Annotated in this window: 21 protein-coding genes; 3 read left to right on the top strand and 18 right to left on the bottom strand. The window is 58.6% G+C overall.

Features of this window, described 5'->3' with window-relative positions:
- Window positions 1-9: 9 nt before the first annotated feature.
- The 6 genes from CFA77_RS05680 to CFA77_RS05655 all read right to left on the bottom strand — a co-directional run bounded on the left by CFA77_RS05680 (window position 10) and on the right by CFA77_RS05655 (window position 4,549).
- Entirely contained in the window at window positions 10-1,875 is a 1,866-nt protein-coding gene (locus CFA77_RS05680) for a caspase family protein (protein WP_206992617.1), read from the bottom strand.
- 70 nt (window positions 1,876-1,945) lie between these two features.
- The gene (locus CFA77_RS05675) at window positions 1,946-2,842 is read right to left on the bottom strand and encodes a glycine--tRNA ligase subunit alpha (protein WP_206992616.1); all 897 of its coding nucleotides are present in this window, start codon (window positions 2,840-2,842) and stop codon (window positions 1,946-1,948) included.
- Between the two features lie 72 nt (window positions 2,843-2,914).
- The gene (locus tag CFA77_RS05670; protein WP_156947859.1) at window positions 2,915-3,052 is read right to left on the bottom strand and encodes a hypothetical protein; all 138 of its coding nucleotides are present in this window, start codon (window positions 3,050-3,052) and stop codon (window positions 2,915-2,917) included.
- Window positions 3,053-3,129: 77 nt separating this feature from the next.
- A complete protein-coding gene (locus CFA77_RS05665) occupies window positions 3,130-3,768 on the bottom strand; it encodes a tRNA1(Val) (adenine(37)-N6)-methyltransferase (protein ID WP_206992615.1) in 639 nt (212 codons plus the stop codon).
- 89 nt (window positions 3,769-3,857) lie between these two features.
- The gene (locus tag CFA77_RS05660; protein ID WP_206992614.1) at window positions 3,858-4,064 is read right to left on the bottom strand and encodes a DUF2007 domain-containing protein; all 207 of its coding nucleotides are present in this window, start codon (window positions 4,062-4,064) and stop codon (window positions 3,858-3,860) included.
- Window positions 4,061-4,549 carry a hypothetical protein gene (locus CFA77_RS05655; RefSeq protein WP_034814019.1) on the bottom strand — a complete coding sequence of 163 codons (489 nt, stop codon included), beginning with the start codon at window positions 4,547-4,549 and terminating at the stop codon, window positions 4,061-4,063. Before CFA77_RS05655 ends, CFA77_RS05660 begins: the two co-directional genes overlap by 4 nt.
- A gap of 167 nt (window positions 4,550-4,716) precedes the next feature.
- Between CFA77_RS05655 and CFA77_RS05650 the strand changes: the two genes are divergently transcribed.
- Complete coding sequence (locus CFA77_RS05650; protein ID WP_034814020.1) at window positions 4,717-5,748, top strand: polyprenyl synthetase family protein; 1,032 nt, start codon at window positions 4,717-4,719, stop codon at window positions 5,746-5,748.
- On the opposite strand, the gene CFA77_RS05645 is transcribed toward CFA77_RS05650, so the two are convergent.
- The 4 genes from CFA77_RS05645 to CFA77_RS05630 all read right to left on the bottom strand — a co-directional run bounded on the left by CFA77_RS05645 (window position 5,742) and on the right by CFA77_RS05630 (window position 10,705).
- The gene (locus tag CFA77_RS05645) at window positions 5,742-6,803 is read right to left on the bottom strand and encodes a glycosyltransferase family 4 protein (RefSeq protein ID WP_206992613.1); all 1,062 of its coding nucleotides are present in this window, start codon (window positions 6,801-6,803) and stop codon (window positions 5,742-5,744) included. The two genes, CFA77_RS05650 and CFA77_RS05645, sit on opposite strands and share 7 nt — an antisense overlap.
- The gene (locus tag CFA77_RS05640; protein ID WP_206992612.1) at window positions 6,800-7,672 is read right to left on the bottom strand and encodes a 4-(cytidine 5'-diphospho)-2-C-methyl-D-erythritol kinase; all 873 of its coding nucleotides are present in this window, start codon (window positions 7,670-7,672) and stop codon (window positions 6,800-6,802) included. Before CFA77_RS05640 ends, CFA77_RS05645 begins: the two co-directional genes overlap by 4 nt.
- Before the next feature lie 18 nt (window positions 7,673-7,690).
- A complete protein-coding gene (locus CFA77_RS05635; RefSeq protein WP_206992611.1) occupies window positions 7,691-9,379 on the bottom strand; it encodes a tetratricopeptide repeat protein in 1,689 nt (562 codons plus the stop codon).
- 120 nt (window positions 9,380-9,499) lie between these two features.
- Window positions 9,500-10,705 (bottom strand): N-acetylmuramoyl-L-alanine amidase, encoded by a 1,206-nt coding sequence (locus CFA77_RS05630; protein ID WP_206992610.1) that lies wholly within the window; start codon window positions 10,703-10,705, stop codon window positions 9,500-9,502.
- 412 nt (window positions 10,706-11,117) lie between these two features.
- Between CFA77_RS05630 and CFA77_RS05625 the strand changes: the two genes are divergently transcribed.
- Window positions 11,118-13,679 (top strand): Rne/Rng family ribonuclease, encoded by a 2,562-nt coding sequence (locus CFA77_RS05625; RefSeq protein ID WP_206992609.1) that lies wholly within the window; start codon window positions 11,118-11,120, stop codon window positions 13,677-13,679.
- Window positions 13,680-13,771: 92 nt separating this feature from the next.
- Here CFA77_RS05625 and CFA77_RS05620 read toward each other — a convergent pair whose 3' ends face one another.
- The 8 genes from CFA77_RS05620 to CFA77_RS05585 all read right to left on the bottom strand — a co-directional run bounded on the left by CFA77_RS05620 (window position 13,772) and on the right by CFA77_RS05585 (window position 22,461).
- Window positions 13,772-14,323: a hypothetical protein gene (locus CFA77_RS05620; RefSeq protein ID WP_206992608.1), complete on the bottom strand. Its 552-nt coding sequence runs from the start codon at window positions 14,321-14,323 to the stop codon at window positions 13,772-13,774.
- Window positions 14,324-14,481: 158 nt separating this feature from the next.
- Complete coding sequence (locus tag CFA77_RS05615) at window positions 14,482-16,716, bottom strand: 3-hydroxyacyl-CoA dehydrogenase NAD-binding domain-containing protein (RefSeq protein WP_206992607.1); 2,235 nt, start codon at window positions 16,714-16,716, stop codon at window positions 14,482-14,484.
- A 29-nt stretch (window positions 16,717-16,745) separates the two neighbouring features.
- Entirely contained in the window at window positions 16,746-17,951 is a 1,206-nt protein-coding gene (locus CFA77_RS05610; protein WP_206992606.1) for an acetyl-CoA C-acetyltransferase, read from the bottom strand.
- A gap of 26 nt (window positions 17,952-17,977) precedes the next feature.
- A complete protein-coding gene (locus tag CFA77_RS05605; protein WP_034814381.1) occupies window positions 17,978-18,406 on the bottom strand; it encodes a PaaI family thioesterase in 429 nt (142 codons plus the stop codon).
- 33 nt (window positions 18,407-18,439) lie between these two features.
- A complete protein-coding gene (locus CFA77_RS05600) occupies window positions 18,440-18,724 on the bottom strand; it encodes a hypothetical protein (RefSeq protein ID WP_206992605.1) in 285 nt (94 codons plus the stop codon).
- Window position 18,725: 1 nt separating this feature from the next.
- Complete coding sequence (locus CFA77_RS05595) at window positions 18,726-19,892, bottom strand: acyl-CoA dehydrogenase family protein (protein ID WP_206992604.1); 1,167 nt, start codon at window positions 19,890-19,892, stop codon at window positions 18,726-18,728.
- 186 nt (window positions 19,893-20,078) lie between these two features.
- A complete protein-coding gene (locus tag CFA77_RS05590) occupies window positions 20,079-21,863 on the bottom strand; it encodes an acyl-CoA dehydrogenase C-terminal domain-containing protein (protein ID WP_206992603.1) in 1,785 nt (594 codons plus the stop codon).
- 115 nt (window positions 21,864-21,978) lie between these two features.
- Window positions 21,979-22,461, bottom strand: a complete 483-nt coding sequence (locus tag CFA77_RS05585; protein WP_233347663.1) for a MerR family DNA-binding transcriptional regulator — start codon at window positions 22,459-22,461, stop codon at window positions 21,979-21,981.
- A gap of 220 nt (window positions 22,462-22,681) precedes the next feature.
- On the opposite strand from CFA77_RS05585, the gene CFA77_RS05580 reads away from it, so the two are divergent.
- Complete coding sequence (locus CFA77_RS05580; RefSeq protein WP_206992602.1) at window positions 22,682-26,059, top strand: peptidoglycan-binding protein; 3,378 nt, start codon at window positions 22,682-22,684, stop codon at window positions 26,057-26,059.
- Window position 26,060 lies beyond the last annotated feature (1 nt).

Here is a 26,060-nt window from a genome sequence, read left to right as displayed (position 1 = left end):
ATGGGGCGCTTAGTCAGCCCCAAAAGTGAGCTGCCAGAGTTGCAATGCGCCGCCCTTCATGGACACGACCAGCTTCTTGCCATCCGGCGCAAACTCAATCCAGTTGGCGCCGAACATGCTCAGATCCTGCACCCCGGCAAGCAAGGCTCCGGTCTCGGCATCCCAGATCTTGCCGGACAAATCCATCGCACTGGTCGCCACGAATTCTCCGTCTGCACTGAAAGCGGCATTCCACAGCGGAGCATCATGGCCGGTCAGTTCGAGAACTTCACCGTCCGCGCTCCAAATACGGGCCGCCTTGTCCGCTGAGGCGACAAGAATGCGGTTTCCATCCTGGCTGAACGTGGCGTAAGTAGCCGGAACTTCTCCGGATTCGACCATGCGGAGCTGCTCGCCCGTCTCCGCATCCCAGACGCGGACCGTACCATCATTCGACGCTGTGACGATCCGGCTTGCATCAAAATTGAACCGTGCGGAACGGACTGCGCCGGAGTGCCCTGTCAGGCGCAACACCTCCTCGCCCGTTCGGGCGTCCCAGATACGTGCGGTTTCGTCATATGAGGCCGTAACCACCCGGTCCCCGAAGGGGCTGTATTCAGCATAGGAAACAACGCCCAGATGTCCATCAAGCACCAGCCGCGCCTCTTCGCCAAGCGCGCTCCAGATGCGCGCCGTGCCGTCTTCGGACGCCGTGATGAGGCGCTCTTCATTTGGGCTGAACCGCACAGTCAGGACCGGCGCGGTATGGCCTTTCAGTTCGGTCGACTGGCCATAAAGGCTTGGCGTCATGCCGACGATCCAGAGACGCGCCGTGTGATCGGCTGATGCACTTGCCACGTAGCGTCCGCTCAGGCTGTAGTCTACGCCATAGACTTCGTCCGTGTGACCGTCCAGATCTCCGAACCAGGATACAGATTTCAGCTGCAACCGCGTTCGGGCACAGGGCGGATTAGCGAGGTTCCGGCGCGCCACCTCGGCGAACTTCCCGTCGGGATATTGCTCCAGATGGCGAGCGTATTTGGTGCAAGGATCGACGGTCGTATAGCCCACGCTGGAGATTTCGACCCAATCCATCGTCTCCTGGTCCAGCACCGTCTTCAGGCGGCACTCCCCGGAAAAACAATAGTCGAGCGAAACGTCGGAATAGATTGCGGGGCGCTGCTCATGATTTATGGAGGAGGCCAGCATCGCGACCTCGCTGCGAGTTTCGTCCACGCTGCGCAACAAGGGATTGGCCGGATCGCTGAGGCGCGGCAACAGGCTGCGCGTGAAGACCGAATACGGGGACTCATCCTCCGGCCCCAGCCGGTCGAGCGCCTTCTGGCGGGTGCCTGCCGCATAGACCACGAGTGTGCCCGGCACGATCTCCAGCCGCGACAGTCCGCGCGTCACGCTGCGGGTTCCTGTATCGAAGGGATTGTCCCGGCAAGCATCCACGATGGCAAACAACAGGCCCGGTTTGCGCGCCTTGATCTCTGCGAGCACGTCAGTCGATAGCGACACAGTCTGGCGGCGCAGCGCGAATTCAGACGATTCCAGCGGCGCATCGGTCATGGCCAGAAAATTGTCGGCGCCATCCGACCAGCCGTGTCCGGAAAAGATGAAAGCGACCTCGTCGCCGGGCTCAATGGATTGAAGAAAACCGTCCAGTGCCTCGAGAAAGTCGATCGTGCCAGGATCTATCAGGCGCGTGACTTCAAAGCCCAGCTCGCCCCCAAACGCTTCGGAATAGCCCGTGGCGTCTCCGGTCGTCTTTTGCAGGTCTGGCAATTGCTTATAGTCGCCGACACCGACGATCAGGGCACGTTTGGTCTTCGCGTCCGCGCCAAGCGCAAGACAGAGACCGACAAGGCAAACGAGCATCCAACGTAACATGACGCGTCCTCCCACACCGGAAGAGACTATCCCCATGAAGCCGAATGACCAAATCAGTCAGAGGTTAAATCTAGGCGGAAACGTCTTCCTGCTTGGCCCATTGCGCAGCGGCGCCGCGGGCGAGGTCTCGGACGCGGGCGATATAGGCCTGACGCTCGGTCGGGCTGATGGCGCCGCGTGCGTCGATCAGGTTAAACGTGTGCGAGGCTTTGAGGGCGTAATCATAAGCTGGCAACGGCTTGCCTGCATCGCGCAGGGCATTCGACTGGTTCTCGCAATCGGCAAACCAGCGCTTCAGCATCTCGACATCGGAATGCTCGAAATTGAACGCTGATTGTTGTTTCTCGTTTTCGAGGAACACGTCGCCATAGGAGAGCGGCACTGCGCTGTCCGGATCGTTAAAGGGCAGATCATAGACATTGTCGACGCCGAACACATACATGGCGAGGCGTTCGAGCCCGTAGGTCAATTCGCCAGAGACCGGGAACACATCCAGTCCGCCAACCTGCTGGAAGTAGGTGTACTGGCTGACTTCCATCCCGTCGCACCAGACTTCCCAGCCAAGGCCCCAGGCGCCGACAGTCGGGTTCTCCCAGTCGTCTTCGACGAAGCGAATATCGTGAACAGTCGGGTCGATGCCAATGGCGTAGAGACTTTCCAGATAGAGGTCCTGCAAATCGTCGGGATTAGGCTTCAGGATGACCTGGAACTGGTAATAATGGCCGAGCCGGTTGGGATTTTCCCCATAACGCGCATCCTTCGGCCGCCGCGAGGGCTGGACATAGGCAGCACGCCAGTTCTTTGGCCCCAATGCCCGCAGCACAGTCGCCGGGTGCAAGGTGCCGGCGCCGACTTCCATGTCATAGGGCTGCAGGATCGCGCAGCCCTTATCGGCCCAATAGGCCTGAAGTGTCAGGATGAGGTCCTGAAAGGATTTCGGTTTGGCGTGCGCTTTGGGTGCGGTCATGGGGCAGATCCGAATATCGATTGGGTGTCGGGTTACAGCCGTGCGCAGGGCGAAGCAAGCACGGGAATGCGATCAGAATGACCCACGAGATTCATCATGATCATTTGACCCTGCCCCGCGCCCGGTGACCATGCGGTAAAACCCGCCATGCCCCAGCAAGGCCAGGACCAGACCAATGAACAGAAAGCCGAAGAACAACAGGCCGAACATGGCCAACTCCTTTTTCTATGCCCGTACCTCAATTCAGACCCTAGCCTGCAAATGTGGCAATTCCCAGAAAATCTGGATTACCAGTCGATCGCCCTGCCATGACGGATCGCATCCAGCGCTTCACTGGCCTCACCGTCGGCGGTGTGAGTGACGAGGGGCGCGAGCAAACGCACCTCTCCCCGTCTCAATCCCTTGCGTCCCCGCACCAAAACCCGGCGCGCATCTTCGCCATGTTTCGGCGCGATGGGCAGAACGGTAATCTCTCCCGTCAGGCGATCCAGCACAGCGAGAATTCGGGCGAGTTCGGCAGCGCGATGAATTATCACAATGGGCGCACGCGGCTTGGCCGCAAACGCCATCGCCTTGATCCAACCATCGAGGCTGAGGGATTCGAGATATGCTCCAGCTTTCTCCGCTCCCGGCGCGGAGATCCTTCCTGGCTCGAAATATGGCGGGTTTGCAAAAACCAGATCGAACCGATTTTCCTTGTCGCGTACCCATTCGGCGGCATTGCCAGTCTCGACACTCACTCGGTCTTTGAAATTGTTTGACGAGACAGATTGCCGTGCGAGGTCAGTCATGACCGCATCAATATCCACGCCTGTCACCTGCATCTGCGACAATCGAAATGCGGCCGTCATCAGCGCCCCACCGCATCCACAGCCTATTTCAAGGGCCGCGCCGCCGGACTTTTCGGGAAGGGCCGCGGCCAGCATCAGCGAGTCTGTGCTGGCTCTGAAGCCCTTTTCAGGTTGGAATAGGGTGACCCGCCCCTGGTAAAGGGTATCTTCTGTGATCTGCCCCACTAGCCGCGTTCGACTTCGACCAAGGCTGCCTCGGCAGCAGGCAACAATTCCTCCGGCACCATGACGCGCCTCGGAAACGCGCCGATATTGCCCTCGACAGCGGAGATATGCTGATCAGCGATGAAATATTCGATGCTCGCCTCCTGCAGCAGGTGCTCAACATAGCTCAGCTTGACGACATCATTGGTGCGAAAGACTTCCTTCATTCGGTCGCCGAACCGCGCAGATTGATATCCACTGAGCGGGCATCATAGACACTCGGCCGATCAGGTTTGTCGCCTTTGCCGGTGACGATTTCGAGGACTTCGGTAACCGACCCGCTATTGCCACCCCCTAGCGGAATGCCGATCCCTACGCCGACCCCGACGCTGCTGTGGCCGCGAGAGCCCGACGAACCGCCAATGGAGACGCTGGAACCACCGCTACGGCTGTCTTCACTACGTTCGGCAAAGCTGCTGGTTATCTCAAACCAGTCAGAGCCCTCCAGAAGCGTCAGTTCAGCTGCACGCAGCAAGGCCCGGTCACGCGCCTTCGACGGACTGGAGTCGGTGTAGGAGACCTGGTATCGGCCCGTTTCGATCTGCTGGCTGGAATAGCCCATCGCTCCGGACTTGGATGCGGGCCCGTAGGCCGCGTTCGACGTACATGCAGCGAGCAGGCCAGCGGCGAGCAGAATTGCATATGGCTTCATGTGGGAACCCTTCCTTGTTGGAATATTCTCAACGGCCCAATTGCCTGAATGTTTCGCACACACGGCGAGGATTCGCCACAACACTTCGCTGTGAGATGCGTCGGGGTGCCACGTCGCGCTTGATGCGAACCCATCCTACGACTATTTCCCATTTCGTCAGAGAAATGATGGGAGCCAGTGAAAACGTGACCCTTGCGCCAAAACCAAGAGGCAAAGAGGCAGTCGGTTCCATTGTGGATCGGATGCAAACGCTCGTGGCCAAGGACCTCGGTGAGGTCGAGACCTTGCTGGCGACCCGCGCAGCAAGCCCGATATCGGTCATTCCGGATCTGTCCGGTTACATTGTGTCGGCGGGCGGCAAGCGCCTGCGACCATTGATAACCCTCATTTCTGCACATGCCGTGGGCACGCCGAACAAGGCAACACATGCTCTTGCAGCGGCCGTGGAGTTCATCCACACCGCCACGCTGTTGCACGATGACGTGGTGGACGAAAGCGATCTGCGACGCGGGAAACCTGCTGCCAAGGCAATTTGGGGCAACAAGGCCTCCATCCTGGTGGGGGACTTCCTGTTTGCGCGCGCGTTCAACCTGCTGGTTGAAACCAACAGTCTCGAAATCCTGAACCGGCTCGCCACAGCATCCACGGTGATTGCCGAAGGCGAAGTTCGCCAGTTGGCCGCGATGCAGGCCCGGGATCTGCCAACCGAAGATTATCTGGCAATTATTGAGGCGAAGACCGGCGCGCTGTTCGAGGCCGCTGCCGAGACCGGCGCCATGTCGGTCGGTAGTGATGATCACGCTCATGCGCTTGCCACATACGGCAAGAATCTGGGTCTCGCCTTCCAGATCATCGATGACGTGCTGGACTATGGTGGCACCACGTCGGTAATTGGCAAATCAGTTGGCGATGACTTCCGCGAATGCAAAATTACACTGCCCGTCATCGTCGCGAAGCGACGCGGCTCAGATGAAGACCGTCTGTTCTGGGACCGAGCCATGAATTCCGAAACGCAGCAGGACGCCGATCTGGCTCACGCTGTTCATCTGATCCGGGCCACTGGGGCTGCAGACGCCACCGTTCAGGAGGCCGAGGCCTATGCTGCGCTGGCCAAGGGCGCGCTGAGAACGCTCGAAGAGTCCCCCTATCGCAGCGCACTCGAAGATCTGGCCGATTTCTGCGTAAGCCGGGCCTACTGAGTCCGCGAGCGTTCGAGCCACCAAAAGACTGATCCGATAGCGGCAAGGGCAACCAGTGCCGTCAATTGCAGAACCGGGAAATCATCGGCCTGGTCAGTGGACTCTGCTGCGCCAAACATGGTGACCACACCCATCACCGCGCAAATCAGTGTCATACTCCACCAGAAGGTCGCGACACTGAGGTGGCCCCAACCGCGGGCAATCAGCCGCTGATAGGCGTGATCGGTGTGCGCCTGAAGAAGATTGCGCCCCTTGAATGTGCGCCACGCTAGCGTCAGCAAGACGTCAATCAGAAACGGCAGGGCAAGCGTGAGCGCCAGAAGCGCGGCGCGAACGCCGTCCATGCCGTCGCCAAGGTGGTAGACGGCCATCAAGCCAAACAGTCCGCCGGCGCCTAGAGATCCGCAGTCTCCGGCATAGAGGCCGCCTCGCAAGTTCCACACAAGAAAGCCTAGCACAGCTCCGAACATGGCGAACTGGGCGATCATGGCAAATTCCCCGATCGGGTCGGGTACACAGCTACCAAAGCACAGCATCAGCACGGCAAAGAGCGGGAACAAAGCCACATGCATGATCGCAATCGATCCCAGCGCGAGGCCGTTGGCACCGTCCATGAAATTGACCGCATTCGTAATCACGATCAGCCAGACAATGACCGCAATACCAAGGAGCCATCCACCTGTCCCGCCCGACATGAAGAATGGTATGGCCGCAATGACAGCCCAACCGCACAGCAGCGCGAGCTTCAACAAGGCTGACAGGCCGAGCCAGTCATCGAGGAAGCCGATTGCCCAAGGCGTGACGGCTAGCGCAACTGCAAACAAAATCCTGCCCGCGGGCATCTGAGCCAATGACGAGGGTTCTGCCATGACCGCGAACGCACCCAGCGTAATCAGGATCGCGCCGAAGATACCGATCCCGCCCGTGCGAGGCACAGGCGCTGCCTGCTGTTTACGGCCACCATCCGGAGCATCGAGCAGCGGCAAATGACGCGCCAGGGTGCACAGGACGAAAGAAATCAACGCCGCTCCGGCAACGAGGTAGAAAATCGTCATCGCGCGTCCCCCAAGCTTGTTGCACGAATCCACCACTTGGGATGGGCGCACTCAAGATCCCTTGCCGCAGACTGCGCGTCTTCATCGGTTGCAAACAGCGCGAAACAGGTTCCGCCCGATCCACTCATTCTTACGAGACGACTTCCCGGCACCACATTGAGGACGTCAAGCACCTCCCCGATAGCTGGTACAAGGCGCACCGCTGGGGATTGAAGATCGTTACGTTGGTGCGCCATCCATGCGATCAACTCTTCCGGCGAACGCATTTCAGGCACGGCTTCGAGGGCGCTGAAAGCACTTATGCCCCCTTCTGCGTCAAAGGCCCGGAAAACCGGCCCGGTCGGGCAGTCGACCGCTGGATTCACCAGAACAGCTGGCAATCGAGGGAGGTTCTTTTGCGGGCGAACTTGTTCGCCTTCGCCCTGCATCAACGCCGTCCGCCCTTCCAGCGCAACAGGCACATCGCCGCCCAGCGGCACCGCGACCTGTCGGACAAGATCGCGCTCCAATGACCACAATTTCTGAAGAACGCGCAACGTCGCGCCGGCATCCGCCGAACCGCCGCCAATTCCCGCTGCCACGGGAAGATGCTTGTCAAGCGTCAGCGCAGCACCGTGCGATCTGCCCTCGGCCACGCACAGAGCTTGCGCTGCGCGCAGGACGAGATTGTCACCACCGACTTCCAAGCCGCTGGATCGTGGCCCCGTGACACTGAGGGTCAGAGTATCTGCGGACTCAGCAGATACCCGGTCGGCCGCTTCCGGCCCTGCGAACATGACGAGCGAATCGAGCGGATGACGGCCGTTTTTTTGTACGGTTCCGACATGCAGGAACAGGTTTACCTTGGCGGGCGCGAGAGATGTCGGCATGTCAGACTGCCACAGCGACTAGGGACGAACAGGCTTGGGAAGTTGCGCGCCTGCACCAGATTCAGCCTGTTTGACCAACGGCACGTTCGGACCGGCGACCAGCTTGGCCTCAATTCGGTCGCGTTCGCCATCCGCAGGATCGAGCGTCAACGAACGCCGCCACTGGAATCGCGCCTCAAGCTTGCGGCCGGTCTGCCAATAGGCGTCACCCAAATGATCGTTCAGAACAGGATCGCCAGGCTCAAGCTCGACTGCGCGTTCCAGATGCTGCGTAGCAGTCTCGTAATCCCCCAGCCGGTAGTGCGCCCAGCCAAGGCTGTCGATGATATAGCCTTCATTTGGCTCCATCTCCGCAGCCCGTCGGATCATATCCATGGCGAAGTCGAGGTGCTCACCCCGATCAACATAGGAATAGCCGACATAATTCAGCAGTGATGCGTCGTCCGGCTGCAGAGCCAAAGCCTTCAGCAAGTCGCGCTCACCTTCGGGCCAGTCGCCGAGCTCTCCACGTGATACACCGCGCGCATAGAACAATCGCCAGTCCTCACGCTTGTGGCTTGCATCATCGCGGATGATCTCTGTCAGCAAGGCCTCTGCCTGTTCCTGTCTCCCAACAGCGCGATAGAGGTCTGCAATCTGGATCTGCAAGCCCCTGTCCGGAGAATGGTCCAGGGCCTCGGCGGCAACGGCGAGGGCAGACTGACTGCGTCCACTGCGCTGCAGGGCCCAGGCGATCTGCCCCCGCGAAGTAGCATAGAAAGCCGACGTTTCAGGCACACGCGCCAGCACGCCAATGGCTTCGTCCCAGCGTTCCGCATTCGAGAGAGATTGTGCCCAGAGGGATCGCGCAACGTGAAGCTCCGGATCAAGTGCCAGCGCCAGCACGAAGTATACGGCTGAGACATCATCGCTTGTCTGGCTCATCAAAGCGGCCGCCGGAACATAGATGGCCAGCGCGGCCCCCTCATCCGGGGTCAGCCTCCGAACCTTGATCTTGTCGCCCGATGCAATCGCCTGGCTCAGGCGCGCAATAGAGGCGTTATGGCCAACTTGTTCGTCAAACGTATTCAGAATTTCCAACGCCCTGTCACGTTGGCCACGGGAGGCCAACAACTGGGCGTGTGCTTCCACACCAACGGCAAGGCGGGCGCTCGAATCCCACAGCGTGTCAAAAACCGACAGCGCGGCATCATCATTACCGGCCGACATCTCGATCAGCCCCATCATGTAGAGCGTTGCGCTGTCCAGCCGTGGATCGCCAGACAGGCCATCTTCGAGATACCGGACGGCTGCATCCGTCCCTTGTGTATCAACTACGCGCCAAGCCGACAGTCCGCGCGCAATCATGCGGTTGAACGGCCCGAAACGAGACTGCTCCAGCATTTGCTTCGCGTCATCTTCCCGACCGACCCGAAGAGCTTCCACAGCCAGGGTCAATCTAACGAGAGCGGCCTCGCTGCCGAGGGTGTTTGCCCGCTTCGCCACCCGCACGCCTTCGCGATAATCGCCAGACAGAAGCGACGCAAACAAGGCGCGATCAGCAATACCAGATTTCTCCGGTGCAGAATCAATCGCCAGAGCGTAATGCTCGGCCGCCTTTTGGGGATCATTGGTCATCGCCGCAAAGCGCGCGATCAGAAAATCGCTGTACGCCTCGGCTTCAGTCGGACGACCATTGTGGACGAGCGAAGAATCCAAATGGCTCAATCCACCACTTGAACACGACGCTGACAGCGCCAGAAGCGACGACGCCACAAGAAAACGCAACAATATCATAGGAGCCAACTTCTCAGTAACGGTGCGCCGCTGCAAGGGATTTCCCCCGCTCTAGCCCTGTCCCGCCAACAGAATATCCTGCTTGTCAAAAAAGCGGTCGATGCCGCGCTTGACCGCCGACATGGCATTGCGCAGGTCGCGGTCGGACTGCAGGCGCTTTGCGTCGGCCCGGTTCGTCACGAAGCCCATTTCCAGAAGCACCGCCGGAACATCCGGCGCCAGCAAAACATAGAAGCCTGCCTCGCGGTGTGTATTGCGCAGCACAGGGCCGGACTTCTCCAGTTCCGGCAGAAGCATTTCCGCAAATTCAGACGAGTGCGTCTTGGTTTCGCGCTTTACGAGATCTTCGAGGATGCCACTGACACGTTGCGGGGCGCCGTCCTCGAGCGGAATGCGCCAATTGTTGCGATTGGCTTCCTTGTCGATCCGGCGCTCACCACTCGCGCTGATCGTATAGACGGATGCGCCGGCAACGTCGCGACTCGCCGCAGCGTCCGCGTGTAGGGAAATGAACAGGTCAGCGCCCCAATCGCGCGCCATGCTGACGCGCACCTCATGGTCGACATAGACATCCGTGTCGCGTGTCAGCCGCACCGTATAGCGGGGGTCCGCCTGAAGGATATTCTTGAGTGCGAGTGCCGCCCGCAAGGTGATGTCCTTTTCCACACCGCCTGTAATCGCCATGGCACCCGGGTCCTTACCACCATGCCCCGCATCGATAACAACCGTGTAGGATTGGTTTGCGACGCGCTGGGACGCTGGCAACGGAGCATCAGGTCTCATTGATGCGAGTTCAATTGCGAGTTCTTCCTTGCGCTTTTTGGCCTGATAGGAGGCAAGCTTTCGCATATCTTTCTTCGCCACGCTGCTGAAGCGCGCGGCCGACACGGTCTGAAGGTCAACGATTACCCGGTAGGATGGCTCGTTGCCCGCAGGTGGCAGGGACAAGGTCCGCGCGACCATCAACGGGCGCTCAAGCGCAAAACTGAGCGTTCCCTCGGAGAGCGCCCAGGTGGCAACACCACCACCCCCATCACCCACAGCAGGGGTCACTGGCCCATCAACTGGCAGCACGAGGCTGCGAGCGTTTCCCGATTCGGCAAGGAAGGCGCGACCTTCCTGCTCGGAATCTGCCCACACGGTGATTCGAGTCGGCTCTCCATTGCCAACAACCTGCACCCGGCTGACATCGGCGGATGCGGCAAAACCCGCACCCAGACAGGCAATCACAAGGCAAACAAAGCGTAAAATAGTCATCAGGATCGCATGTATTCCAGATTCGAAGGTTTTCCCTACCAGACCGATTATTAACCCAGCATTGACCACAGGTTACGTATTACACAGCCTCAGCGCCCTTTTTGGTCTTTTCTTGACGGTCAAAATTGGGCAGTATCATCCGGTAGCCGCCAATCAGGCCTACCAAGCAAGTTTCCCAACGTCGCGACAGCGATCCCGGCTTCACCGAAAAGGCAAGCGGGCGCCGCGCTCCGGAAAGCAGAGAAGATGTACGCGGGTGCAGTAGTCAAAACCGATTTTCCTGTACTGCCCATGGGGCAGTCGGGTCGGCGTGACCGTATCCTCCCCCTAAATTTACAGACCGGCCCTGCGGCTGGCTTGAGGTGCGTTGACGCATCCAAAGCTGCTGCGCCGGCTCATAAGGTTCCTTTACATGAGCAAACTCATGCTAATCGACGCCTCGCACACGGAAGAGACCCGTGTTGCGATCGTCAACAATGGTCAGGTCGACGACTTTGACTTTGAAACAACTGGCAACGAACAACTCCGCGGAAACATCTACCTCGCAAAAGTAACGCGTGTAGAGCCGTCGCTTCAGGCGGCATTCGTTGAGTATGGCGGCAATCGCCACGGTTTCCTGGCCTTCAGCGAAATCCACCCCGACTATTACCAGCTGCCCGCGGAAGACCGCGAAGCCCTGCTGAAGGAAGCAGCCGAAGAGGCCGCTGCCCAGATCGAAGACGATGATGATGAAGATGGCGATGCAGTCGATATCGACGATGAAGACGACGTCGACAACGATGCAAGCGACGACGATTCTGACGAGTCGGAAGACTCCACCGATAATGAAAGCGGTGAAGCCAAGGCTGCCGCCGCACCCCGCCGGAAGAAATCAAGCCGCGCCTCGATCTCCAAGCGCTACAAGATCCAGGAAGTCATCCGCCGCCGCCAGGTGATGCTGGTCCAGGTCGTGAAGGAAGAACGTGGCAACAAGGGCGCCGCCCTGACCACCTATCTCTCCCTCGCTGGCCGCTACTCTGTCCTGATGCCGAACACGCCGCGCGGCGGTGGCATTTCCCGCAAAATCGTCAATGGCGCGGACCGCAAGCGCTTGAAATCCATCGTCTCCGAGCTGGATGTGCCGGACGGCATGGGCCTGATCGTGCGGACCGCAGGCGCCAAGCGCACCAAGGCCGAGATCAAGCGTGACTATGAATATCTTTCCAAGCTTTGGGAAAACATTGTCGAGAAGACACTGACATCCGAAGCTCCAATGCTGATCAATGCCGAGGGCGGTCTCGTCCACCGGGCAATGCGCGACATGTTCGACAAGGATATCGAGGAGGTCCTTGTTCATGGTGAAGAGGCCTATCGCGAAGCGAAGGATCTCGCCAAGCTCATCATGCCGAGCCAGTCCAAGAAGGTTCAGCAATGGAAAGAGGAAGACCCGCTTTTCGTGGCCGAAGCGGTCGAGCAGCAGCTCGATTCCATCTACTCCCCGACCGTCCAACTGAAATCCGGCGGCTATCTCGTCATCAACCAGACCGAAGCCCTGGTTGCGATCGATGTGAACTCCGGCAAGTCGACACGTGAGCGCAACATTGAGCAGACGGCTGTGCGGACGAACCTCGAGGCAGCTGAGGAAGCCTGCCGCCAGATGCGCCTGCGCGACCTGGCTGGTCTCATCGTGATCGATTTCATCGACATGGACGAGAACAAGAACAATCGCGCCGTCGAGAAAAAGCTGAAGGATCACCTCAAGGTGGACCGGGCCCGCGTCCAGCATGGTCGCATCTCGCAGTTCGGCCTGATGGAAATCTCACGCCAGCGTCGCCGTCAGGGCGTGCTGCAGGCAACCTCCGATCCGTGCGAAGCGTGTAACGGCACTGGCCGTCGCCGCTCTATCCCGTCGGCGGCACTTCAGCTGATCCGGGCCATCGAGGCCCGCGCCTCCATGGGCGGCCTGAAAGCCATTTCCGTGAAGGCTCCGACCGATGTCGCGCTCTACCTGCTAAACAACAAGCGCGAAGCGCTGGTCGAAGTCGAACAGGTGGCCGGCTTTGCTGTCTCGATTCACTCGTCAGAAGACATGCTGCCAGGCGATTTCGTGATCGATGCAGAGCGCGACCCGAACGGAAAGCCGAAGAAGCGCAAGCCACCACGCTCGCTCGCCAAGCCGAGCAAGCAAATCGTCAGTGATGACGAGGATGAAGATGACGAGAGCGAAGACGACACGTCCGAAGCCTCTGCTGATCAAGATGACGAATCCACAGGCACCCGCCGCAAGCGCCGTCGGCGCCGAGGCGGTCGTGGCCGCAAACAAGAGGCAGCTGAGTCGCAAGACGATGAATCCCGGCTCGACGGCGAGGACGCCGAGGATGACGGCGATGACACCGCCGAGGCCGCGTCAGACAGTGACGACGATTCAGAGGATGGCGCCCCTCGCAAGCGCCGCCGCCGAGGCCGTCGCGGAGGTCGTCGGCGGCGCCGGTCTTCAGACACCCGCAACGAGGCAGCCGATGGAGCGCCAACAGATGGCGGCGCCTATCTGGACGGCCTCGCTGCGAGTGCTCCGGAAATGCTGGACGATATTCCGCCGAGCGAAGCCAAAGTAGAGGAGCCGGTAACCGCAGAAGCTGAAACTGCTCCGGACGAACCGAAGACGGAAGAGACTTCTGGTGACAGTGAGGAAAAGCCGGCCAAGACGAAGCGTCCCCGCCGATCCCGCAGCAAAAAGAAGGAAGCCCCTGTGGCAGCCGACACCGGCGATGCACCAGAGACCAGCGATCCTGTTGAAGCTGAACCCACTCCAGCATCCGAGCCTGCTTCAGAGCCAGAGCCTGTTGCAGAAACGCCAGCCCCGGAGCCTCAGCCTGAAGTGGCGCCCGCCATGGTTGAACAGGCTGCGCCAGACCCCACTCCTGAGCCTGCCGCAAAGCCCTCCAAGAAGGCCGAGCCAAAACGCGCCGGCTGGTGGTCCCGCGCCAAGCGCTAGGCGGTCAGATTACTGACTAAATAAGAAGGCCGGAGCAACGATGCTCCGGCCCTCTACGTTTCAAGCTCATACAAAGTAGACGAACCAGAACTCTATTCCGCGACCAACCCTGCGAACTGGGGGTCAGCTACTGCCTTACCTATCAGCTCTTGCACGGCCGGCGTAAAAGCATCAATCACGTTCTGGCAAGCTTTGAGCGCCGAGTAGCTCGTTTTGAAGCTATAGTCCGTAGATACTTCATAGCCATCGGGCGCAGCTTCAGACGAAAGCTTGAGCCCAATCTTCCAGGATCCAGTCCCAAATGAGTTGAAATCCAACTGCGTGATTTCACCATCGATTGTTGTTCCGTTGGTCTGATCGTAAACCCCGGCGGCAAAGAGTTCGTCTCGCATCGCGCCCTCAATAAAGGCAACCGGCGCTTTTCCTGGAGCTACTTCCAAAGCGCCGAGCGCTCGGCAAGTCATATCGCCTTCAACGCCCTCTGCGGTAGTAAACGCCGCCAACTGGACCTTTTGCTCATCGTCCTCAAATGCGGATTGAAACGCCATGATGTTCGCAGTCGACGGCGTATACGGACGGCTGGACGTTGTTTCGCAAGCGCCCAACGTTAGAGCGGCCACAACAACCGCTACATATTTCAGCATAGAATTCTCCCCAAATTTCCCCGTGACCCAAGTTGATCACAGAACCACATTTCCCGCATTGGTTGCTTGGGTCAACAACAAAAAAGGCCGGTCTTGAAATAATCGCGACCGGCCTCCAACTGTTCGATTAAAGCGAAAAAATATTCACATTCGAGTATTTACGCCGCAGCTTTCTCAGCTTTGCCGGCTGGCGGGAAGCGATCGTAGAAGCCTTCGCCCTTGGATGCCATGTCGCGGAGCAGGTCGCCCGGCCGGAACCGGTCACCATACTTGTCCGCAAGCTTGTCGGCCTCGGCGACGAATTCCTTGATGCCCCACATCAGGTCGATATAGGAACAGCAACCGCCCGTATACGGTGCAAAGCCCCAAGCGAGGATGGAGCCAATGTCGGCATCGCGCGCATCGGTGATAACACCCTCTTCAAAGCAACGGGCAACCTCCACAGCCTGACGGATCAGGAAGCGGTTGGTCAGCTCTTTCTTCAGGTCTGGTGGGCATTCGTCCACCTTCACTTCCAGCTGCGTGTTCAGGTTTGGCCAGAGGCGTTCCGGCTTGCCCTTTTCGTTGTAGTCGTAGAAGCCCTTTCCGGCCTTGCGGCCCACACGCTCCTGGTCTTCGACGAGCCATGCAAGGAACTGCGTCCGGTCATCCGTCTGCAGATCGATACCAGCTGCCTCAGCGGTTGCCCGCGTCACTTTCAGCGCGGTGTCGAGACCGACCGAGTCGGAAACTTCCAGCGGGCCCATCGGCATGCCGGACTGTCGGCCGACATTCTCGATGATCGCTGGCTTGATGCCTTCTGCCAGCATTTCCATGCCCTCGCGCGTATAAGTGCCGAAGCAGCGGGACGTGTAGAAGCCGCGGCTATCATTGACAGCAATCGGCGTCTTGCGGATGGCGAGCACATAATCGACCGCCTTGGCGAGGGTCGCTTCGCTGGTCTTTTCACCGCTGATGATTTCGACAAGCCCCATGCGCTCGACCGGCGAGAAGAAGTGGATGCCGATAAAGTTCTCAGGGCGCTCCGATGCTTCAGCCAAGCCTGTAATCGGCAATGTGGATGTGTTTGATCCGAAGACAGCATCCTTGTCGAGAACAGCTTCAGCCATCTTGGTGATCTTGGCTTTCAGTTCGACATTCTCGAACACGGCCTCGATGACCAGGTCAGCGCCTTTGACATCATCATAATTGTCGGTCGTCGTGATCAGGTCGAGCAGTGCGTCGCCCTTCTCCTGTGTGGACTTGCCACGCGAGACGGCCTTTTCGACGAGACGGCGGGAATAGTCCTTACCCTTCTCGGCATTCTCTTTCGAGACATCGACGAGAACAGTCGGGATACCAGCCTTGGCCTGCACATAGGCAATGCCCGCGCCCATCAGGCCCGCACCGACGACAGCGATCTTCTTGAATTCGGTCTTCGGATGACCGGCCGGGCGGTTGCCGCCCTTGGACAGTTCCTGCATCGACAGGAACAGGGACCGGATCATGGCTTTCGCTTCCGGGCGCTGCTGGGTGTTGATGAAGTAGCGGGTCTCGATCCGGAGACCCGCATCGATCGGCACCTGAATGCCTTCATAGATGCAGGACAGGATGTTCTTCTGGGCCGGATAGTTGCCATAGGTCTTGGCCATCAGCATGGCATTGGACATGGTCGCGACCTGGCCCGCACCGGGGCTACGATGCACGACGCCGCCCGGAACCTTGAAGCCCTTTTCATCCCACGGCGCCTGCGCCTTCGGATTGGCCTTGACCCAGGCCTTCGCCTTGTCGACCGTTTCGGACGATGGGGCGAGTTCCTGAACGACACCCATGGCGAGCGCCTTCTCGGCATTGAAGCTTTCACCTTGCAGGATCAGTGGCAGAGCGGCCTGAACGCCGATCAGGCGTGGCAGGCGCTGGGTGCCGCCAGCGCCTGGCAGGAGGCCGATCTTGGCTTCCGGCAGGCCGAATTGCAGCTTCGGATTGTCATTCGCCGCAACGCGATAATGACAGGCCAGCGCCACTTCGAGACCGCCGCCGAGGGCGAGGCCATTCAGCGCAACGGCCACCGGCTTGCCGCAGGTTTCCAGTTCGCGCAGCGTCTTGTTGAGCGAAAAGCCGCGATCGAATTGCGCCTTTTTCAGCTCTGCTTCGGACATGTCCGCAGACGACTTTCCGGCGCCAGCGCTCTGGTTCATTTCACCAAGATCCGCCCCGGCGCAAAAGCCGCTCGGCTTGCCCGACGAGATCACCAGGCCCTTGATGGCGTCATTGGACGCGACTTCCTTGGAGATTGCGATGATATCAGCGACAGCTTTTGCCGTCAGCGTGTTCATGCTGCGGCCTGGCACATCAAAGACTGCGTGCGCAATGCCGTCACCATCGACGTCCCAACCGAATGTTTCGAGTTCCATATCGTGTATTCCGTTCGTCTGTATCTTGATTAAACGCGTTCGATGATCGTGGCGGTGCCCATGCCGGCGCCGACGCAGAGGGTGACAAGGGCGGTTTCCTTGCCGGAGCGCTCCAATTCGTCGACCATCGTGCCAAGGATCATGCCGCCGGTCGCGCCGAGCGGGTGGCCCATAGCGATGGCGCCGCCATTCACGTTCATCTTTTCATGCGGGATGTTGAGGTTCTGCATCATCAGCAGGACGACCGATGCGAAGGCTTCATTCAGTTCGTACAGGTCGATGTCACTGGCTTCCATGCCGGCCTTCTTAAGGACCTTCTGGGACACATAGGTCGGGCCGGTCAGCATGATGCCCGGCTCGGAACCGATGGACGCCATCGCGCGGATGCGTGCGCGCGGCTTGAGGCCGAACTTCTCGCCCATTTCCTTCGAGCCGAACAGGACCGCTGAAGCACCATCCACGATACCGGACGAGTTACCGGCATGGTGCACATGATTGATCGCTTCCAATTCAGGATAGCGCTGCTTGATGACTTCATCGAAGCCCATAGCGCCCATGCCAGCGAAGGAGGGGTTCAGTGCCGCGAGCGACTGCATGTCAGCGTCAGGGCGCATGTGTTCATCATGGGCCAGCTGGATGCCGCCCATCTGGTCTTTCACCGGAACGATGGATTTGGCAAAGCGGCCTTCTTTCCAAGCCGTTGCGGCGCGCTTCTGGCTCTCGACCGCAAACGCATCGACGTCATCGCGGGAGAAGCCATACTTGGTGGCGATCGTGTCAGCGCCAATGCCCTGTGGGGCAAAATAGGTCTTGAGGGCGACTTGCGGGTCGGAAGACCACGCGCCACCGGACGCGCCCATTGGCACGCGGCTCATGCTTTCAACACCGCCGCCGATGGCCATATCTGCCTCGCCGGTCATGACTTTGGACGCAGCCATGTTACAGGCCTCGAGGCCGGAGGCGCAGAAGCGGTCAACCTGAACGCCCGCGGTCGTTTCAGCATAATCAGCATTCAGAACGGCGACGCGCGCGATGTCTGCGCCCTGCTCGCCCACCGGGCTGACGCAGCCAAGAACAACATCGTCCACCTTGGACGTGTCGAGTTCATTCCGGTCACGGATGGCCTGCAGGACTTGGGTCGCAAGGCTGAGCGCGGTGATCTCGTGCAGTGATCCGCTTTTCTTGCCTTTACCGCGGGGCGTACGCACCGCGTCGTAGATATAGGCTTCAGTCATTGGAGAGGCTCCTTCTAAACATAAGATCAGGTTGCCGGTTTCAGTACCGGATTGAGGGTCAGGCTCGCGGTGGAACGGGCAGCTTCCTTGCCGCGGGAATCAAACAGTTCGGCTTCCGCGAACAACATGGCGCGGCCGACATTCCTTAGACGCGCTGTAACTTCGATGACGCCCTTGCGGACAGGTCGTAGAAAATGGGTATGCAAATCAACCGTCGAAGGGAGCTTCGTCTTGCCCGCCTTCATTCCGGCGAGCATGCCTATCGTATCATCCATCATGGCGACAAGATAGCCGCCCTGGATAACGCCTGCCGGATTGCAGAACTCCGGGCGGCCTTCAAAGCGCACCCGGGTTGTCAGCGCTTTCATGTCGAGCGCCAGGAGTTCAAAGCCAAGCGATGTCGAGGACGGGCTCGGCGTCGGAAAAACGTCGCGGATGAGATGGCTATCAGGCATGATCAGGACTTCGAACCTCGAACGTTTGGTCAATCACGGCCAAAACAACTCCGTCAATTGTCGGCGCACTTCTTTTATCACCTTCCGATCATTCACGACCCCTCTTATGCCCTTCGAAGCGAGTTCGCGCCATTCGCGCTCTGATCGCCACTTAACGTACATAAGAAGCCCCAAAAATATGGTTACGGCAAATGCAATCGCCACGTTGAATCCCCAGCCCATAATTGTTTCTCCTCGTTGCACTTTGATGAATGCTAAAATCAAGTTAGCAGGCACTAAGAGCAAAGTAAGGGTCAGACCAATTCGGCCAGTCTGCATACTATAACGTCCTCGCGATCAGCATTTTCATGACTTCATTGGCGCCGCCATAGATACGCTGAACGCGTGCATCTGCATACATCTGGGCGATAGGATATTCGTCCATGTAGCCGAACCCACCATGCAACTGCAGGCACTCATCAATGATCTTGCACTGGAGGTCAGAGATCCAGTACTTCGACATGGACGCGGTGGCGGCATCGAGCTCTTCCTTGAGCAGGCGCTCCGTACAATGATCGGCAAACACTTTGGCGACGGTCGCTTCGGTCTTGCATTCCGCCAGTTTGAACTGGGTGTTCTGGAAATCGAAAATCGTACCGCCGAACGCCTTGCGGCCCTTCACATATTCGACGGTCTCGTGAATTGCACGCTCAATCATGCCGACGCCCTGAAGGCCGATTATGTGGCGCTCCTGCGGCAGTTTCTGCATCAGCTGGATGAAGCCCTTGCCCTCGACTTCGCCAAGAAGGTTGGAAGCTGGCACACGCACTTCATCGAAGAACAGCTCCGATGTATCCGCAGCATGCTGGCCAACCTTTTCAAGGTTCCGGCCGCGGCGGAAGCCTTCCACCTTGTCTGTCTCGACAACGGCAATCGAAATGCCCTTGGCGCCCTGGGTCGGGTCCGTCTTCACGCAAACGAGGATCAGGTTTGCGGTCTGGCCATTCGAGATGAAGGTCTTCGAGCCATTGATGACGTATTCGTCGCCATCGCGCTTGGCGGTCGTTTTCATGCCCTGCAGGTCAGAGCCTGCACCGGGCTCCGTCATCGCAATGGCGGTTACGAGTTCGCCCGAACAAATGCCGGGCAGCCAACGCCGCTTTTGTTCTTCGGTGCCATAGGCGACGATATAGGGTGCAATAATCGCATTGTGCAGGGTTATGCCGAATCCGTCGACACCCTTCCACTGCTGTTGTTCGATGATGATGGCTTCATGACGGAAATCACCACCCGCGCCGCCATATTCTTCGGGCACGGATGCGCCGAGCAGGCCCATTTCGCCAGCCTTTTTCCAGATTTCCATCGGAACAATACCGTCCTTGCGCCACTGGGGCACATGCGGCACGCATTCCTTTTCGAAGAACTGGCCAACAGCGTCAGAGAAAATCTCGAGCTCTTCGTCCTGGCGCCAATTGGCCTTCGGGACATCTAGTGGGCTGGCCTGCATTCGTCTTCCTCCGCTTTGGGCGGCTTTTGCTTGCCGCTTACGTTCACGTAAACATGTAAGCGTCGCTCCGAGGAATTCCCAGCCCTCTCCCAACGTCAGAACGAGCGGAATCGCATAATTTTTTTGTGTGATAGCGCGTGAAACCCACTTATTTGGGCCACGCGCCATCAAAATCGGACTGGCGCGCTAAAACGCCTCCGCTGGCAAGGCCATCATCGACTTCGCGCCGGTCTTCACCTTGGCCAGGTGTGCAGCACCATCCGGCACCATCCGGTCCACAAAATAATAGCCGGTTGTGAGCTTCTCTTCATAGAAGGGATCGCCCGCCGCCTTCTTCTCCAGCGCAATCTTGGCCATTTTCGCCCACATGAATGCCAAGCCTGTGAGGCCAAACAGGTGCAGGTAATCGTGGCTGGAAGCGCCCGCATTGTTGAAATCGGTCATGCCATTTTGCATCAGCCAGGTTGTGGCCTCCTGCAACTGGGCCTTCAGTGTCGTCAGGCCCTCGATAAACGGGGCCATATCGGCATCGCCATCGGCTGAATTGATGAATTCGTCAACTTCACCAAAGAAGCTGAAGACAGCCCGGCCACCATTGGACGCCAGCTTGCGGCCAACGAGGTCGAGCGCCTGCACGCCATTGGTGCCTTCGTAAATAAGAGTGATACGGCAATCGCGGACGATCTGCTCCAGACCCCATTCACGCGTAAAGCCAGAGCCGCCGTGAAGTTGCAGCGCCTGATTGGCTTTCTCAAAGCCCATATGGGTCAGGTATGCTTTGATGACCGGCGTCAGAAGGGCCATATAGTCGCCCGCCTTTTCCCGCACTTTTTCATCTGGAGATTTGTGCTGAAGGTCACCCTGGAAGGCCGTCCAGTAAGTCAGCGCGCGCGCGCCTTCGAGGAATGCCTTCTGGTCCATCAACATGCGGCGCACGTCCGGATGAACGATGATCGGATCGGCAGGCTTTTCAGGTGCCTTTGGCCCGGTCAGGGAACGCCCCTGAAGACGGTCCTTCGCAAAATCGACTGCATTCTGATAGGCGACGACGGCTTGGGACAGACCCTGCAGGCCCACGCCGAGGCGCGCCTCATTCATCATGACGAACATCGTGCGCATGCCTTTATGCTCTTCGCCAACAAGAAAGCCTGTCGCGCCGTCATAATTCATGACGCAGGTCGCATTCCCGTGAATGCCCATTTTTTCTTCGAGGCCACCGCATGAACAGGCATTGCGCTCGCCCAGCGAGCCATCTTCGCCCACCATGTATTTCGGCACAACGAACAGGGAAACGCCTTTGATGCCTTCTGGCGCGCCTTCGATGCGGGCGAGCACGAGGTGGATGATGTTCTCAGTCAGATCCTGCTCGCCGCCGGAAATCCAGATCTTCTGGCCTGTGATCTTGTAGGAGCCATCGCCCTGCGGCACGGCTTTTGTTTTCATCAGGCCCAGATCCGTGCCGCAATGCGGCTCGGTGAGGTTCATCGTACCGGCCCATTCGGCCGACGCCATCTTCGGCCCGTACTTGGCCTTGAGTTCATCGGAGCCACCCGCCATCAGCGCCTGATAGGCACCGTGCGTCAGCCCCGGATACATCCCGAACGCCATGTTCGACGATGATACCATTTCAGTCCAAGCAATGTTTACAACGTGCGGAAGCCCCTGACCGCCCATGGACGGATCGGCCGACAACAAAGGCCAGCCGTTTTCAACGAGTTGTTTATAAGCTTCTGGAAAGCCATCCGGGGTTTTTACACTGGCGTCATCGCCGCGCACACACCCTTGCTGGTCGCCCACAGCGTTGAGCGGAAACAGGACTTCCTTGGCGAATTTGCCTCCCTCCTCGAGGATGGCATTCACCAGGTCCGGCGTGGCCTCTTCGAAACCCGGCAGGTTTGAATAGTTCTGGATCTGCAACAGGTCCTGCAGGATGAATTGCATGTCGCGGATCGGCGCGTCGTAACGTGGCATTTTGTATTTCCTGTCAATAAAGCACGAAAATCGCAGATATCTGCGGCGCGCTTGTACAAATTAGTTTGCCCCACCGTAGCATCTGCTGGGTGGGGCACAATTTGGTCGATGCAGATCAGACTTCGTCGAGCTGCCTGCGGGCAATTTCGTCATATGCCGCAAGCTGTCGCTTGTTCTCATCAGACGGGCCGGTATTCGCAATTTGCGTTTCCAGCCATGAGATGCCCTTGCGCAACTCCGTCAGGGCGGTGTCGATGTCGCCTCTCTGAATTTCCAGCTCCTTCACTTGCTTGCGGAACTTGTCGAGCGACATTCGCATCTGAGCGCGCTGTCCGTCATCGAGCACGTAAAGGTCTAGGATTTCACGGATATCGGCAAGCGGCAGGCCGAGACGCTTTAGCCTCACGATGATGGTGAGCCGCGCGCGATCCCGATTGGAATAGACCCGGGTCATGCCATCCCGAGCGGGATGGAGCATGTCCTTGTCCTCGTAGAAACGCAGCGCCCGCGGCGTAACGCCAAACTCGCGAGCAAGCTCGGAAATTGTGTAGGTGCGGGAATCCGCAGCGGAAATCTTGGAGAGCTTGTTGTTCATCATTCCGCAAATCTAGATCAAGGCTTACGCGAACGTCAACGTAAACTTTTTTGGCATTCTTCGTTTCCCCGCAGATTCCCTTGGTAGAGTTACCGGATTTGGAGGTTTTCTTTACCTTTAACCTGCCCTTAATCCGGCTCCTGTCATCACCGATGCTGAATCTGAATGATTTTGCCCGAAGCATTAACAATCGCGGGCAAAATGAGTGCTTAGGAGAGTGGGGATGAGCCAGACGGGGCCCTGGAGCGTCAAAGGAATTGACCAGCGCGCGCGCGACGCCGCTCGCGAGGCAGCGCATGCTGAAGGCATCACCTTGGGGGAGTATCTGAACCGGCTACTTATGTCGGTCGATGCCCCCAGGCCAAACGAAGTTGCGTATCCTTTCCAGAATCGCCGACCAACGGCAAACGCGGCGAACGACACGCTCGACACGTTGACGCGCCGCATTGAGGCAACAGAAGCGCGCTCCACACTTGCCATAACGGGTATGGACCACACGATCCTCGGCCTGGTGGCTCGCCTGGAAGAGGCCGAGCAAAATTCTGCTGCCGTAGCAGGCCATGTGGACAGCCTGATCGAAGAACTGAAGGACACACATTCCGCTTTGCAGGCAAAAGTGCAGAAGCTTGAAGCCGACGACACGACCCGCGAAAATCTCGAAGCGCTGAAATCACTCGAACAGGCGCTAGGCAAACTTGCCAGCCATGTCTTCGAAGAAAGCGAACTGGCTCAGAATGAGGCCCAAGCCATTCAGGGCCGGGTCGAGACAGGCTTCACCGAGCTGACCGACCGCGTTGAAAACATGGAAGTGAAGGTCGAACAGACCCTGTCCGATGCGGCCTCTCGCGTCGAGCGCGCCGTGGACCAAGCAGAGTTGCGCGCCGAGGGCACAGCCCGCGAGCTTGCCGATCGTCTATCCAATCTGGAAACGCATGTGAACTTGCGTCTGTCTGAGGTCGACAAGAGCGATGCACGTCTGGAAAGTGTCGAGACGAAGATTACGAAATCCCTGGCGACTGTCGAAACCACACTGGCTCAAACACAGGACCGGTTGAACCGAGCAGAAACCACCACGGATGCGGCCCTGCTCAGCCTTGAGTCCACATTCAACAATCTTGACGCCAAGATCGAGACCCTGTCGAAAACGGTCGAGCCTGATTTGGCGGACCGCCTTCGGGCAGAGTTTGAATCGCGCTTCGACGAAATCATGACGACTGTCCGCAGTACCGTCGACACGGCCCGCGCAGAACTGGCCGAAGAAATATCTCGTGCGGCCTCGGGCGCCAGTGAGGAAGCCGTTGCCGAACTTCAGACCGGTCTGAACGAAGTTCGCGAAAAACTGGTCGCAGGCGAAGATCGTCAGACTCAGGACATGAACAAGGTCTCGTCCGAGATCGGACGGATTGGTGACCTGGTCGGCACACGGATGGAAGAATTTGGCGCAAACCTCGACAAGCGGGTTAATGCAAGTGAGCAGCGTAGCGCCGAGGCAATTTCCCAGATTGGGGATCAGGTTGCGACCGTCGCCAACCGCCTGCAAGCGCGCCAGGACAAGGCCCTGCAGACCCTCGCTACCGAGATTGATGAGAACCGCAAGCGCGCAGACCTGAAGCTCTCCGAAGCGATATCAAGTGTCACCGATAAACTCGAGCAGGCGCAAACCCAGACCAGCGCATCCCTCTCGCCAATCCAGAAGGCGATGGCGTCACTCGCGACGCGATTGGAAATGCTCGAAGACACCGCTGCGCCCTCCAAGTCCGGTGCAGTCGAGCCAACTGATTTGGCAACCATGAATGCGCTGAACGAGACTGATCGCCTGCTCGAAGAATTCCAGGAAGAGGAAGACGCATCGTCTGATCTTCTCTCGGATGAATATGATGCAGTGTTTGAGCCCGGCCTGCCCGAGGACATTGCAGATGACGATACCAGCGACGCATTCCTCACAGACTGGACAGAAACAGAGGAAGTCGACGAAGTCGAGATAGAAGCTGGGACGAACGCCAAGTCAAATGCTTATGAAGAAGACTACGATCTCGTCGAGGACGAATTCGAAGTTGACGCAGATCCGGACAATGCAGAAGACGATTTCTACGACGCATTCGCCGATGCTGATGAAGCTCCTTCCCCAGTCGGATTTGATGCACTTGCCGAGCTTGAGGACTACGGGGACAATTCTGCCGAGCCACGTGAATCGGATATTTTCGAAGACGATGAATTCGACACGGAAGTCGATCCGGCCGGAGAAACATTCGCCGACCCTGAGTTTACAGAGGCGCTAGAAGACGAGCCTGAGGCCGCCTCGCCGGCTGCGAACTATATCGACATGGCTCGCCGCGCTGCGATTGCGGCGTCGTCGGGTCGCAAGGATTCTTCCCCATCGCTTGCACCTCCAAGTGATCAGGCTGACAAAGGCTTGCGCTTCGGAAACGGAAAGCTCCCACTCTATGCTGCGGCCTCAGCCGTTATCATCACGGGCGCCACTGTGGGCGGGTACCTTTATCTGCGCGGTAAGCAGGCCCCGACTTCGGTAACCGAACTGGCCGCGCCCGTCGATGGGGCGGCTGCGAGTCTAATTGAAACAGAATTGCCACCCGCAGAAGCCGCCGAGTCATCCGATGATGCCCTTCTGTTCGAAGATGATGTCGCGCCGCCAACTGACTTGGAGACTGCGGCCGCAGACAAGAGCGGCGAGGTTGCACCATCTGAAGAGCCATCCGACCCGATGGCTGAACTGATTGAACCAACGCCAATGATCGCGACCGCGCGTATTGAGCCGACCACGAGCTACCCGCCGATCCCGAAAGTCGACACGCTGGCAAATGCCGCAGCATCCGGGAACGGCATCGCGCAATTCCAACTAGCGCAACAGCAGCTTGCCGATGGCAACTTGAAAGGCGGCGCAGTCCTGATGCGGCAGGCCGCAGAGAAGGGCCTGCCAATTGCTCAGTACACGCTTTCAAAATTGCACGAAAAAGGTACGGGTGTACCGAAGGATCTGACACTGGCCCGGGAATGGACGGAACGGGCTGCGAACGGTGGCAACGTGAAAGCAATGCATGACCTTGCCGTCTTCATGGCTGAGGGCGAGGGCGGCGAGCAAACCTATGCCGGTGCCGTTGGATGGTTTCGAAAAGGCGCGGAGTTCGGCATTGTCGATAGCCAATACAATCTCGGCGTACTGTACGAGCAAGGCCTCGGCATCAGCCCAAATCTGACCGAAGCCCTTTACTGGTTCATGGTCGCTGCCAAGAATGGCGACGCAGGCGCACCGGCAAAAGTCATGGAAATTTCCAAGCGCGTCTCACCAGAAGCGGTGAACCATGCCCGTGTACAGTCTGAAGACTGGACCGCCTCCCGCGCCAACGCAGCAGCCAATGGCCGGTTCGGCGCGCAATCATGGAGCATCGGGAATGCGGCTCAAGTACGCGCGACACAGCAGGCCCTGACCGTACTTGGCTACAACATTGGCTCCGCCGATGGAGCCCTTGGGCCGGATACAGCGACCGCCATTCGCGACTATCAAACCGCTCAGTCTCTCAACGTGACAGGAACCATCACGCCGGAACTGATCGAAAGTCTGAACGCTCGCGCCAAGTCTTAGT

Origin of the sequence: Hyphomonas sp. KY3 (assembly GCF_017309975.1) — a bacterium.
Lineage (GTDB): Bacteria > Pseudomonadota > Alphaproteobacteria > Caulobacterales > Hyphomonadaceae > Hyphomonas.
The sequence above is the reverse complement of the archived record's forward strand: the minus strand, read 5'-3'. Positions and strand labels throughout refer to the sequence as shown.